Below are 12,078 nucleotides of genomic sequence, written 5' to 3'. Positions count from 1 at the left end.
GGCTGCGGCACGGTGTGGCGGCTGCGCTTCTTGGCGACCGAAATGCGTGGCGTATCGGCCGGAATGAGATCGAGTATCCGCCGGTCGACGAGGCCGTCATGCACGACGATATCGGCCGTCGCGATCGCCTTGGCCGCGCGCAGCGTGAGCAGGTCCGGGTCCCCGGGGCCCGCGCCGACGAGCAACACCTTGCCCGCGCCGTTCGCGGCTGAATTGTCGGTCGAACTGTCCATGCATGCAACATGGCCAAACCGGCCGCCGCAAACAAAGCATGGTTGCTTGTCCGGAGTTTAGCTGAGCTTTGCGGGCTCCGCGGCGTCAGACTTCGGCTGCCGGATCCTTGAGGCCGACCGTGATCGACGCGCGAACCGCCGGCGCTTCGGCCGAGGCCACGGGATAGGCGCAATAGTCGGCGGCGTAATAGGCGCTCGGCCGGTGGTTGCCGGAAAAGCCGATGCCGCCGAAGGGGGATGCCGAAGAGGCCCCGTTCGTGGGCTTGTTCCAGTTGACGATGCCCGCGCGGATATTGGCCCAGAACCGGTTGTAGAGATCCGGCGAGCCGCTGAGCAGCGAGGCGGATAGGCCGAACCGCGTATTGTTCGCTTCGGCGAGCGCGCGTCCGAAATCGGGTACGCGGATGACTTGCAGCAGCGGCCCGAAAATTTCCTCGTCCGCGCGCTGCTCGACGCTCGTCACGTCGATCAGGCCGGGCGTCAGAAAGGGTTTGTCATCCTCGACACGCCGCAGATGGGCGATCGGATTGCCGCCCTTCATCATCAGATCGAGGAAACCGTCGGTCACGGCTTCGGCCGATTTGTTGTCGATGACGCAGCCCATGAAGGGGGCCGGGTCGGCATCGGGCGGCCCGATGATGATCCGGTCGATGAGCTTGCAGACCGCTTCGATCAGCGGCTCGTGCTTGCCTTCCTCGACGATCAGCCGCCGCGCCGCCGTGCAGCGCTGGCCCGCCGTCATATAGGCGGACTGGACGACGATCGCGGCGCTCGCCTCGATGTCCGGCGAATCCCAGACGACGAGCGGGTTGTTGCCGCCCAGTTCGAGCGCCAGGATCTTGTCGGGCCGCGGGGCGAACTGCTGGTGCAGGGCGAGACCGCCGCGCACCGAACCGGTGAACAGCAGTCCGTCGATCCCCTCGTGCCCCGCGAGCTCCTTGCCCTGTTCGGGGCCGCCGATGAGCAGGCGCACGACATTTTCCGGCACCCCGGCCTCGTGATAGCAGCCGACCAGGAACTCGCCGACCGCCGGCGTCTTCTCCGATGGCTTGAAGACGATGGCGTTTCCCGCGATCAGCGCCGGGACGATGTGGCCGTTGGGCAGGTGCGCCGGGAAATTGAACGGGCCGAGCACCGCCAGCACGCCGTGCGGCTTGTGGCGCAGCGCATTCTGTTCGCTGAGCGCGCCCTCCTTCTTGCGCGAGGGCGTTCGCTCGAAATAGGCATCGGCCGAGATATCGACCTTGTTGACCACCGCCTCGACCTCGGTGCGCGCCTCCCAGAGCGGCTTGCCGGTCTCGCGGGAAATGAGCGCGGCGAATTCGTCGGTCTTGCCGCGGACGATGTTCGCGAAGCGCCGCATCGTTTCGATCCGGTAGCTGTTGGATTGCGAGGCCCAGCCGGCCCAGCCGCCGCGCGCCGCGGTCACCTCGGCATCGGCATCGCCGACGGGCGCTTCCCAGATCGTCTCGCCGGTCGCCGGATTGGTGGAAATGATCGAATCAGTCACGACAGTCTCAACTCTTCACGATAAACGACGATGCCCCCCAACTGGTACGCCGCCAGCCAGCCAGATAGCCGGGTTCACCGGCCCTGCATAGCGTCGCCCATTCGGCGGATCGCGGCGACCTTGGTTTCGAGCGGTTCCCAGTCGTCGGCCGCGTCGATCCGCGCCCAGATCGCCTCGACTTCCTCGATGTGCATCGAACAGGGATCGGCGTCGGACCAATAGGCGTGACGGGGCGGGGCAGCGCGATAGGCCGGCATCGCCGCGGCCACGGCGTCGAAGGCTTCGCCGTCATAGGCCGGATCGGCGGGTGATGCGCCGCGCCGTTGCCCCGCGCGCCAGTCGAAGAAGAAGCGGTCGATCGTGACGTCGGTTTCGCGCAGCGCCTTTTCGATGGCCGTCAGCAGCGCGATATCGTCCGCCTTCCCGCGGGATTCCACGCCGAGCCGGCCCAGCATGCTCTCGCGATAGGCGTCCTGGTAGAGCGGCCCGAAGCCCTCGATCAGCGCGATCAGCGGTTCGGCCTCCTCGATCAGGCGGAGGGAGACGGCGAGCTGGGCGATGTCCCAGTGGATGGCTTCGGCCTGGCGGGCGAAGGCGTAGAGGCCGGTCTGGTCGAAATAGGCGGCGGTGAAGCCCGGCTCCCAGTTCGGCGTGAAGCGCCAGGGGCCGTAGTCGAAGCTCTCGGTCGTGATCGCGATATTGTCGCTGTTGAGTACGCCATGGACGAAGCCCGCCGCCATATAGGAGGCCGCCAGCTTCGCGCCGCCGGCGACGACATGGGCAAGCAGTGTCTCGGGCCCGTCCTCCCCGGCCTCCTGGCCGAAATAATGCTTCAGGCAATAGGCGATGAGCTTCTTCATGTTCTCCGGCTCGCGCAGCGTGGCGAGCCGCTGAAAGGTGCCGATCCGGATATGGCCGTGGCTGAGCCGGACCATGACCGAGGAGCGGGTGGGGGAGGGCTCGTCGTTGCGCTCGAGCGCCTCGCCGGTCTCGATCAGCGAGAAGGTCTTCGAGGTTTCGACGCCGAGCGCCTCGAGCATTTCGGTGGCGAGGATCTCGCGGACCCCGCCCTTGAGCGTCAGCCGCCCGTCGCCGAAGCGGCTATAGGGCGTCTGGCCCGACCCCTTGGTACCGAGATCCATCAGCCGGTCCCGGTGGTCGCGCATCTGCGCGAAGAGAAAGCCGCGCCCGTCGCCGATCTCGGGATTGTAGCTGCGGAACTGGTGGCCGTGATAGCGCAGGGCCAGCGGTTGCGGGAGCGAGCCGTCGAGCGGTTCGAACCGGCCGAAATGGGCGATCCATTGCGCGTCGCTCAGATCGGCCAGACCGACCGTTTCGGCCCAGCGGTCGTTGCGGAAGCGCAGGATATGCTGCGGAAACCGCGCGGCCTCGACGGGATCGTAGAAATCCGCGCCGAGTTCATGGATCGCGGTTTCGGGGCGGAAAGTTGAAGCTTGCGGCACAATCGACATGGCCCGATATGGGGGGCTCGAAGGGGAGGACGCAAGCGTGGCGGACTATGAAAACGGGCTTTGGTGGTCGAATGACGGGCTGCGGCTGCATTACCGCGCCTATGACGGCCCGGACGACCGGCCGCCGATCCTCTGCCTGCACGGCCTGACCCGCAACGCGCGGGACTGGGAGCCGGTGGCCGACCGGCTGGCCGGCGACTGGCGGCTCTATGTGCTCGAGATGCGCGGCCGCGGCGAGAGCGCCTATGCGACCGATCCGATGACCTATGTGCCGCTCACCTATGTCCAGGATGTCGAGGCGTTTCTCGCCAGCCTGAACATCAGCCGCTATGTCGCTTTCGGCACCTCGCTTGGCGGGATCGTCACGATGCTGCAGGCGGCGACGAATCCCGAGCGGCTGGCGGGCACGCTGCTCAACGATATCGGCCCGGTCATCGAGGAAGACGGCGTCGAGCGCATCCGCGGCTATGTCGGCAAGGGCGGCAACTACCCGACCTGGCTCCACGCCGCGCGGGCGCTGCGGACCGGCTTCGGCGATGTCTATCCGAAATGGGAGTTGGACGACTGGCTCGCGATGGCCAAGCGGCTCTGCAAGGTCCAGCCCTCGGGCCGGATCGGCTATGATTACGACATGCGCATCGCCGAGCCGTTCCGGGTGCCGGGCGGCGAGGCCGGTTTCGACATGTGGACGGCCTTTGCCGGGCTGAAGGACGTGCCGACCACGCTGGTGCGCGGCGGCCATTCGGAAATCCTGTCGGAAGCGACGGCCCGGGAGATGCAGCGGCGCAAGCCCGATCTCGCCATCGCGACGGTGCCCGATGTCGGCCATGCGCCCGTGCTGAACGAGCCGGAAGCCGAAGCCGCGATCGATGCGCTGCTGGAGCGCGTGCGGGCGTGAGCGAACCGGCGCGGATCCTCCATCTCCATTCGACATTTTCGCTCGGCGGGAAGGAGGCCCGGGCCGTCCGGCTGATGAACGCCTTTGAAGGCCGCGCGCGGCATACGATACTGAGCGCGATGCCCGAAGAGCTGGGCGCGCGCGACGCCATAGATTCCACCGTCTTCGCGGAGTTTCCCGCCGACGCCCCGTCGCTCGCGGGCAAGCCCGGCCTGGGCCGGTATCGGGCGCTCGCGGACTACATGCGCCGGTTCGATCTCGTGCTCAGCTACAATTGGGGCGCGATGGACGGGGTGATGGCCCATCGACTGTTCGGGGCGGGACTGCCGCCGATCATCCATCATGAAGACGGGTTCAATGCCGACGAGGCGGATCGGTTGAAAACCAAACGATCGGTCTTCCGGCGGCTGGCCTTTCCCACGCTCTACAAGCTCGTCGTGCCGTCCGACCGGCTCCGCGCCATCGCCCGTTCGGCATGGAAACAGCCCGAGAGCCGCGTGCGGCAGATCGCCAACGGCATTCCGCTCGCGCGATACGCGGCCGCGCGCGAGGCCGATGCGATTCCCGGTTTCACGCGCGGGCCCGACGAGATCATCGTCGGAACGATCGCCGGCCTGCGCGCGGTGAAGGATCTGCCGCGGCTCGTGCGGGCGGTGGCGGCGCTCCCGAGCCATGTCCGGCTCGTGATCGTCGGCGAAGGGCCGGAGCGCGCCGCCATCGAGGCCGAGGCCGCGCGCTGCGGCATCGCCGGGCGGGTCCTGCTGGCGGGGTTTATCGACCGGCCCTGGCGCTATGTCGGCCATTTCGACATTTTCGCGCTGTCCTCGCGCAGCGAGCAGTTTCCGATCTCGGTCGTCGAAGCGATGGCGGCGGGCCTGCCGGTCGCATCGCCCGCGGTCGGCGACGTCGCCACGATGGTCTCGGAGCCGAACGCGCCGCTCATCGGGTCCGCTCATGGCAGCCTGCGCGCCGCGCTCGAGACGTTGGCGACGGACGCGGCCAGGCGCGAATCGATCGGCGCGGCGAACCGCGAGAAAGCGCGGGCCCGATATGACGAAGGCCGCATGATCGCGGCCTATGCCGCGCTGTACGGCGAAGCGCTCGGAAATCCCGGGCGGCTGGCGGATAAGTAAATAGTTCGCATCGGGCCCGAAAAGCCCCTATATATCCCCAAAACGGGGTCGGAGTTACTATGTTCAAGGGTTTGAATGCCATCAGCTATGGCGGTCGCGAAGTACTGCCGCTGATCGAGGGCGGCAAAGGCGTCGCCGCTACCAATCACATGAGTTCGGGTGCGTGGGCCGCGGCAGGCGGTATCGGGACGGTTTCCGCCGTCAATGCCGACAATTACGACGCCGAGGGGCGGGTGATACCGCAAATCTACCATGGCAAGCGCCGTGTCGACCGGCACGAGGAACTGATCCAATATGCGATCGACGGTGCGGTCGAGCAGGTGCGCCGCGCGTTCGACATCGCGAGCGGCAAGGGCGCGATCAATATCAACGTACTCTGGGAAATGGGCGGCGCGCAGGAAGTGCTGCATGGCGTCCTCGAAAAGACCAAAGGCCTGGTGGCGGGCGTCACTTGCGGCGCCGGCATGCCGTACAAGCTGTCCGAGATCGCGGCGTCCTACCAGGTGCATTATCTGCCGATCATCAGCTCGGCCCGCGCCTTCCGGGCGTTGTGGAAGCGCGCCTACTCGAAAGCCGCCGAATGGCTGGGCGCGGTGGTCTATGAGGATCCGTGGAAGGCCGGCGGGCATAACGGCCTGTCCAATGCCGAAGATCCGCTGAAGCCCGAAGATCCCTATCCGAGGGTCAAGGCGCTGCGCGATACGATGCGCGCCGAGGGCATATCCGACGACCTGCCGATCGTGATGGCCGGCGGCGTCTGGTATCTGCGGGACTGGGACCACTGGATCGACAATCCCGAACTCGGCCAGATCGCCTTCCAGTACGGGACGCGTCCGCTGCTGACGCAGGAAAGCCCGATCCCGCAGGCATGGAAAGACACGCTGACGACGCTCGAGGAAGGCGATATCCTGCTCCACAAATTCTCGCCGACCGGTTTCTATTCTTCCGCCGTTCGCAACGAGTTCCTCCGCAATCTTGAGGCCCGGTCTGAACGGCAGATCGCCTTCTCGCTCGAAGCGGCGGGCGATCATCAATATCAGCTCGACGTCGGCGTGAAGGGCAAGAATTTCTGGGTGACCCGCGGCGATCTGCTGCGCGCGCGCGAATGGGACGCGCTGGGCTTCGCCATGGCGCTGAAAACGCCGGACAACACGCTGGTGTTCGTGACGGCCGAGGAGGCCGCGCTGATCCGCAAGGACCAGGCCGATTGCATGGGCTGCCTCAGCCAGTGCCAATTCTCGTCCTGGAAGGACAAGGACAATCACACGACCGGCCGGCTCGCCGATCCGCGATCATTCTGCATCCAGAAGACGCTGCAGGACATCGTCCATGGCGGGCCGATGGAGCACAATCTGATGTTCGCCGGCCATAACGCGTTCAACTTCAAAACCGACCCCTTCTATTCGAACGGGTTCGTGCCGACGGTGAAGCAGCTCGTCGAACGTATCCAGACCGGGGACTGATCGAAGCGCTTACCTGCAAGGTCATTGCCGCGCGCACCGAAATGCACCAGCCTTCCCGAAAGGGTTGGGAGGGCTGATGATCGACCGTATCGCCTGGGCCGTACTGGCGCTCGTGCACCTGATGCCGGGCATCGCCTTTGTCGCGCCGTCGATGATTGCGCGGCTGTACGGCGTCCAAACGGATTCCCCGGTCTTTCCGCTGCTCCACCATCGCGCCGCCTTGTTCGCGGTCGTCCTGATCATCTGCGTCTGGGCGGCGATCGACCCGGGCGTTCGGCAATTGGCGGCCGTTGCGACAGCCGTTTCGATGCTCGGATTCCTGGCAATCTACTGGTCGGCTGGCCAGCCGGTCGCGCTGCGGACGATTGCGCTGGTCGACCTTTTGGGTTTGCCGTTCCTGTTCTTCGTCGCCTGGCGCGCCTTTTTCAGCGGCTGACGCCTATTCCCAGTCCCAAGCCTTTTCGCCGTGCTGGGAGAGATCGAGGCCTTCCTGTTCCTGCTCGGGCGTCGCCCGCATCGGGAAGACGATCCCGGTGATCCAGGCGAGCCCGGCGGTGGCGAACAGCGACCAGAGCGCGACGGCGCCGATCGCGGTCAACTGGCTGACGAGCTGGCTCGCCATGGTGACGCCGGCCGCATAGCCGGTGCCGCCAAGCCCTTCGGCCATCAGGATCGCCAGCATCGCGGCGCCGAACATCCCGCCGATGCCATGGACCGCGAAGACGTCCAGCGAATCGTCGATCGCGAAGCGGCGCTTGATCAGGCCGACCGCGGCGAAGCAGATGATGCCGGCGAGCAGGCCGAGCAGCATCGCGCCGCCCGGTCCGACGACATTGGCCGCCGGCGTGATCGTGGCGAGGCCGGCGATGACGCCGGTCGCGACGCCGATGCCCGTCGATTTGCCGAACCGCATCTTCTCGATCGCCGCCCAAGTCAGCGCCGCCGTGCTGGCCGCGACATGGGTGTTCAGGATCGCCGCGCCGGCGCCGAAATCGGCGACCAGGCCCGATCCGCCGTTGAAACCGAACCAGCCGACCCACAGCAGCGCGGCGCCCGTCATCGTCAGTGCGGCGCCGTGCGGCGGGATCAGCTTTTTGGGGAAACCGTCGCGCCGGCCGAGCAGCAGCGCGATGACCAGCGCCGAAACACCGGCCGTGGTGTGGACGACGATGCCGCCGGCGAAATCGAGCGCGCCGAGCGCCGCCAGCCAGCCGCCGCCCCAGATCCAGTGCGCGACCGGGACGTAGACGACCAGCAGCCAGAGCGCCGTGAACACCATCACCCAGCCGAACCGCGCGCGCTCCACCCAGGCGCCGACCATCAGCGCGGGCGTGATGATCGCGAAGGTCATCTGGAACAGGACGAAGCTTGATTCCGGAATGGTCGTGCCGGGAAACACCTCGCCGAGACCGGACAGCATGGCGAGACCGGTGCCGCCGATAAAGGCGCCACCCTCGCTGAATACGAGGCTGTAGCCGATCGCGACCCAGAGGATCGAGACCAGGCAGCAGATGCCGAAACACTGCATGACGACGGACAGGAAATTCTTGGTGCGGACGAGCCCACCATAGAAGAGCGCGAGGCCGGGCAGGGTCATCAGCAGCACGAGCGCGCTCGCCGTCAGGATCCAGGCCGTGTCGCCCGAATTGACGACGACGGGGGCGGGCGGAAAGCCGGGTTGGGCCGCAGCCGGTGCGGCGGCGGTGGCGGCGACGATGGCGGCCGCGATCCCGTTTCGAATTCTCTGCATTGTCGCTCCCCGTTTATCATACGCCGGATTGGCCCCGGTCGATCAGGCCCAGCCTTCCAATACCTGGTCCGGCGGCCGGTGGCCGTCCGCCCAGATCCGGATATTCGCGATCACCTTGTCGCCCATCGCCTCGCGCCCCTCGAAAGTGGCCGAGCCGAGGTGCGGCAGCAGCACCACATTGTCGAGCGCGCGCAGCCGCTCGCCGATATGCGGTTCATTCTCGTAGACATCGAGGCCTGCGCCCGCGAGAGCGCCCTTTTCGAGCGCGTCGGTCAGCGCGTCCTCGTCGATGATCTCGCCGCGCGCCGCGTTGATGACGTAGACGTCCTTGCCGAGCAGGCCGAGCCGTCGCTCGTCGAGCAGGTGATGGGTTTCCGCCGTGTAAGGGCAGTTGATCGACAGGATGTCGATATCGGCGAGCATGTCGTCGAGATCGTCGCGCCAGGTCGCCTCGAGCGTCTGCTCGACCGCCTCGGGGAGGCGGTGGCGGTTGTGATAATCGACCTGGATGCCGAAGCCGCGCGCCCGCCGCGCGACCGCCTGGCCGATCCGGCCCATCCCCACGATGCCGAGCCGCTTGCCGTTGACGCGGTGGCCGAGCATCCCGGTCGGCGCCCAGCCTTTCCAGCCGCCGGCGCGGACGAATTTCTCGCCCTCGGCGAGCCGGCGCGGCACCGAGATGATCAGCGCCATCACCATGTCGGCGGTGTCCTCGGTCAGTACGCCGGGCGTATTGGTCACCATGATATCGGCGGCCCGCGCGGCGGCGAGGTCGATATGATCGACGCCCACCCCGAAATTGGCGATCAGCTTGAGCTGGGGCCCGGCGCTCGCGAGTATGTCCGCCGTGATATCGTCGGTGACGGTCGGCACGAAGACCTGGGCGCGCGCGACGGCGTCCTTCAGCTGATCGGCCGTCATCGGCGTATCGTCGGAATTGAATTCGGCGTCGAACAGCTCGGCCATGCGGGCTTCGACCTGGTCGGGAAGCTTGCGGGTGACGATGGTCCGGGGACGTTCGATCTGCGGCATCGCGACGTGAATTGCAGCCTGCGCCGCGATGCGTCAAGCGGATCGCGGGTTGAAGCCTTGGCGGGGCTTTGCTTAGAGACGGGAACCGGCCTTTCGAGTGGGGCCGTCGACAGAGGGGCGGTGCGGACTATGCGCTATGGCGTGCGATTGATGGCGGCGATGATCGGGCTGGCTCTGCTGGTCCTGCCCGATGGCGCATGGGCGCAGGCGCGCGAGACGCCCTATTGGGCCTCGATCTCGGCCGGCCAGGCCCGGATGCGGACCGGGCCGGGGCGCAATTTCCCGATCAGCTGGCTCTACCAGCGCGCGGGCCTGCCGGTCCGCGTCGTCGAGGTCTACGAGAATTGGCGCAAGATCGAGGATCCCGACGGCACCCAGGGCTGGATGCTCGTCAACCTGCTGAGCGCCGACCGGACCGCGATGATCGTCGGCGATATCCGGCCGATGCGCGAGGCGCCGCAGGAAGGCGCGCGGATCCGCTACCGGGCCGAACCCGGCGTCGTCGGGCGCATCCGCAACTGCCGCCGCGGCTGGTGCGAGTTCGACGTTCGCGGCCGCAGCGGCTTCGTCGAAACCGGCCATCTCTACGGGATCGAGGATGACGAGCGTGTCGACGATTAGGGCAGTCCGGCGCCCTGTGCCCGCGGCACGCCCGTCGTCGATGTGACCGATTATCTGGACGGGCTGGCCGGCCTGCCGCTGGCATGGCGGCTGGGTGCCGGCGCACTGCTCGGCGCGATCGTCGGCAGCTATCTCGCGACGCTCGCCTTGCGCTGGCCCCGGGGCGAGCCGGCATCGCGCGGGCGCTCGCACTGCGACGGATGCGGCCGGGCGCTGGCCTGGCCCGACCTCATACCCCTGGCAAGTTACGCGCTGCGGCGCGGCCGGTGCCGGACGTGCGGCACGCGAATCGATCCCGTGCATCCGCTGACCGAATTGGCGGCGGCGCTGATCGGCGGCCTGTCCCTCGCGCTCCATCCGGGGGTCGACGGTTTGGCGGGCGCGATTTTCGGCTGGGCGCTGTTGTTGCTCGCGACACTCGATATCCGGCATTTCTGGCTGCCCGACCGGGTGACGCTGCCGCTGGTCGGCCTCGGTCTGGGAGCGGCCTGGCTGACCGGATCGCCCGACCCGATCGACGCCGCGATCGGCGCGGCGACCGGTTTCCTGCTGCTCGCCGGGATCGCCATCGCCTATCGCGCGCTGCGCGGCCGGGACGGGCTGGGCGGCGGCGACTCGAAACTGCTGGCCGCGATCGGCGCCTGGCTCGGCTGGCCGATGCTGCCGTTCGTCCTTTTGCTGGCCAGCGCCACCGGACTGGCCGCGGCCGTCGCAGCGCGACTGCGCGGCGTATCGGTGCGCGCGACCGACCGCCTGCCTTTCGGCGCATTTCTGGCGGTTGCCGCCTGGCCGCTCTGGCTGGCGCGGGACGCGCTTGCGACATTTTTGCAGCTTTTGTGATTCGCGCATGTCACTGAATTGCCATAAAAGCCGTCATCGCGGTGTAACACTCAACGCCTAGCGGGCGTGTTTCGGGGATGTATTCATGCGCCTATCGCTCGATGCCCGTGCCCAGCGCCTGCTGAGACGGCTGCCGCGAACAACCTGGTTTACCGTGCTGGAGATCGTTCTGCTCTCGGTGCTGGCCGTGCAATGCGCGCGGCTCGTCTGGGCGGTTGCGACGCCGGTCGGGCCGGTCGGCGACTGGCGCAGCGACGCTGGCGTCCCGACCCTCGCCGCGCCCGATATGGCGCTGTTCGAAACCTTCGATCCCTTTTTCCGGCTGGAGGGCAATGCGCGGGTCGTCGTCACCGATCTCGACCTGAGGCTGTTCGGCGTGCGGCAGGACCAGGCGAGCGGCCGCGGTTCGGCGATCATCGCATTGCCGGACGGCGAGCAGGACAGCTTTCTCGTCGGCGACGAACTGATGCCGGGCGTGACGCTGGAATCGGTCGGCTTCGACTTTGTTACGATCTCGCGCAACGGCGCGAGCGAACAGATTTTCCTCGATCAATCGGGCGGCGCCCCGCCGGCGGCGGCGTCCGCTACCCGCTCCGCATCGAACAACCCGGCAAGATCGGAAACCGGCTCGGGCGGCACGCCCGCGGCGCAGAGCCGCCGCCCGGCGGCCGAAACCATCACGCCGGCCGCACTGGCGGCGGGCACGCAGATTTCACCGCGCCGGGAGGGCAACCGGCTCACGGGCATCGTGCTGCAGCCGAGCGGCGACAGTGCGGCGGCGCTGAATGCCGCGGGCTTCGAGCCGGGCGACGTCATCGTCTCGATCAACGGCGAGCGGATACAGGATATGGGGCAGGCGGTCGGTTTCGCCCGCAATCTCGGCATCGGGGACGGCTTCGTCCAGGTGGAGCGCAATGGCGAAACCGTATCGTTTCGCGCAAGGGTGAGTGAATGAAAAAGATAAAAACCGTTCTTGCCGCGATGGCGATGCTGGCGACGCCGATCGCGCCGCTCCACGCCCAGCATGTCCTCAACCTGCGCAATGCCGATGTCCGCGCCTTCATCCAGGACGCCTCGCGCGTCACCGGCCGAACCTTCGTGATCGATCCGTCGGTCAGCGGCACGG

The 12,078-nt window shown here is 67.3% G+C and carries 13 protein-coding genes; 8 read left to right on the top strand and 5 right to left on the bottom strand.

Going from position 1 to position 12,078, the window contains the following annotated elements:
* The 3 genes from ACTS1X_RS02440 to ACTS1X_RS02430 all read right to left on the bottom strand — a co-directional run.
* Nucleotides 1–233, bottom strand: a 233-nt coding sequence (locus tag ACTS1X_RS02440; RefSeq protein WP_442612795.1) for an SAM-dependent methyltransferase, incomplete at its 3' end; no start/stop codon positions are given.
* Between the two features lie 85 nt (nt 234–318).
* A complete protein-coding gene (gene astD, locus ACTS1X_RS02435) occupies nt 319–1,743 on the bottom strand; it encodes a succinylglutamate-semialdehyde dehydrogenase (RefSeq protein ID WP_442612794.1) in 1,425 nt (474 codons plus the stop codon).
* Nucleotides 1,744–1,817: 74 nt separating this feature from the next.
* Nucleotides 1,818–3,215 carry a protein adenylyltransferase SelO family protein gene (locus tag ACTS1X_RS02430; protein WP_442612793.1) on the bottom strand — a complete coding sequence of 466 codons (1,398 nt, stop codon included), beginning with the start codon at nt 3,213–3,215 and terminating at the stop codon, nt 1,818–1,820.
* Between the two features lie 37 nt (nt 3,216–3,252).
* Here ACTS1X_RS02430 and ACTS1X_RS02425 point away from each other — a divergent pair, with 37 nt between their 5' ends.
* From ACTS1X_RS02425 to ACTS1X_RS02410, 4 genes are all read left to right on the top strand, one after another.
* Nucleotides 3,253–4,113: an alpha/beta fold hydrolase gene (locus tag ACTS1X_RS02425; RefSeq protein WP_442612792.1), complete on the top strand. Its 861-nt coding sequence runs from the start codon at nt 3,253–3,255 to the stop codon at nt 4,111–4,113.
* The gene (locus ACTS1X_RS02420) at nt 4,110–5,246 is read left to right on the top strand and encodes a glycosyltransferase family 4 protein (RefSeq protein ID WP_442612791.1); all 1,137 of its coding nucleotides are present in this window, start codon (nt 4,110–4,112) and stop codon (nt 5,244–5,246) included. The genes ACTS1X_RS02425 and ACTS1X_RS02420 overlap by 4 nt, the downstream gene beginning before the upstream one ends.
* A gap of 59 nt (nt 5,247–5,305) precedes the next feature.
* The gene (locus ACTS1X_RS02415; RefSeq protein ID WP_442612790.1) at nt 5,306–6,709 is read left to right on the top strand and encodes an NAD(P)H-dependent flavin oxidoreductase; all 1,404 of its coding nucleotides are present in this window, start codon (nt 5,306–5,308) and stop codon (nt 6,707–6,709) included.
* Nucleotides 6,710–6,785: 76 nt separating this feature from the next.
* On the top strand, nt 6,786–7,145 hold the full coding sequence (locus ACTS1X_RS02410) for a hypothetical protein (RefSeq protein ID WP_442612789.1): 360 nt from the start codon (nt 6,786–6,788) through the stop codon (nt 7,143–7,145).
* A gap of 3 nt (nt 7,146–7,148) precedes the next feature.
* Here ACTS1X_RS02410 and ACTS1X_RS02405 read toward each other — a convergent pair whose 3' ends face one another.
* On the bottom strand, nt 7,149–8,459 hold the full coding sequence (locus tag ACTS1X_RS02405; RefSeq protein ID WP_442612788.1) for an ammonium transporter: 1,311 nt from the start codon (nt 8,457–8,459) through the stop codon (nt 7,149–7,151).
* Between the two features lie 42 nt (nt 8,460–8,501).
* Nucleotides 8,502–9,491 (bottom strand): 2-hydroxyacid dehydrogenase, encoded by a 990-nt coding sequence (locus ACTS1X_RS02400; RefSeq protein WP_442612787.1) that lies wholly within the window; start codon nt 9,489–9,491, stop codon nt 8,502–8,504.
* A 129-nt stretch (nt 9,492–9,620) separates the two neighbouring features.
* On the opposite strand from ACTS1X_RS02400, the gene ACTS1X_RS02395 reads away from it, so the two are divergent.
* From ACTS1X_RS02395 to ACTS1X_RS02380, 4 genes are all read left to right on the top strand, one after another.
* Nucleotides 9,621–10,112, top strand: coding sequence for an SH3 domain-containing protein (locus ACTS1X_RS02395; protein ID WP_442612797.1), 492 nt, complete (start codon nt 9,621–9,623; stop codon nt 10,110–10,112).
* 42 nt (nt 10,113–10,154) lie between these two features.
* Complete coding sequence (locus ACTS1X_RS02390) at nt 10,155–10,952, top strand: prepilin peptidase (protein WP_442612786.1); 798 nt, start codon at nt 10,155–10,157, stop codon at nt 10,950–10,952.
* Nucleotides 10,953–11,037: 85 nt separating this feature from the next.
* Nucleotides 11,038–11,907 (top strand): type II secretion system protein N, encoded by an 870-nt coding sequence (locus ACTS1X_RS02385; RefSeq protein WP_442612785.1) that lies wholly within the window; start codon nt 11,038–11,040, stop codon nt 11,905–11,907.
* Nucleotides 11,904–12,078 (top strand): hypothetical protein (locus ACTS1X_RS02380; protein WP_442612796.1); only part of this gene is annotated, 175 nt, incomplete at its 3' end. The genes ACTS1X_RS02385 and ACTS1X_RS02380, both read left to right, overlap by 4 nt.

This window comes from Parasphingopyxis sp. (genome assembly GCF_052168275.1).
Lineage (GTDB): Bacteria > Pseudomonadota > Alphaproteobacteria > Sphingomonadales > Sphingomonadaceae > Parasphingopyxis.
The sequence above is the reverse complement of the archived record's forward strand: the minus strand, read 5'-3'. Positions and strand labels throughout refer to the sequence as shown.

Coding starts and splice junctions, on each gene's coding strand:
- ACTS1X_RS02430 (WP_442612793.1), bottom strand. CDS start 3,215: ATGTCGATTGTGCCGCAAGCTTCAACTTTCCGCCCCGAAACCGCGATC.
- ACTS1X_RS02415 (WP_442612790.1), top strand. CDS start 5,306: ATGTTCAAGGGTTTGAATGCCATCAGCTATGGCGGTCGCGAAGTACTG.
- ACTS1X_RS02410 (WP_442612789.1), top strand. CDS start 6,786: ATGATCGACCGTATCGCCTGGGCCGTACTGGCGCTCGTGCACCTGATG.
- ACTS1X_RS02405 (WP_442612788.1), bottom strand. CDS start 8,459: ATGCAGAGAATTCGAAACGGGATCGCGGCCGCCATCGTCGCCGCCACC.
- ACTS1X_RS02400 (WP_442612787.1), bottom strand. CDS start 9,491: ATGCCGCAGATCGAACGTCCCCGGACCATCGTCACCCGCAAGCTTCCC.
- ACTS1X_RS02395 (WP_442612797.1), top strand. CDS start 9,621: ATGCGCTATGGCGTGCGATTGATGGCGGCGATGATCGGGCTGGCTCTG.
- ACTS1X_RS02385 (WP_442612785.1), top strand. CDS start 11,038: ATGCGCCTATCGCTCGATGCCCGTGCCCAGCGCCTGCTGAGACGGCTG.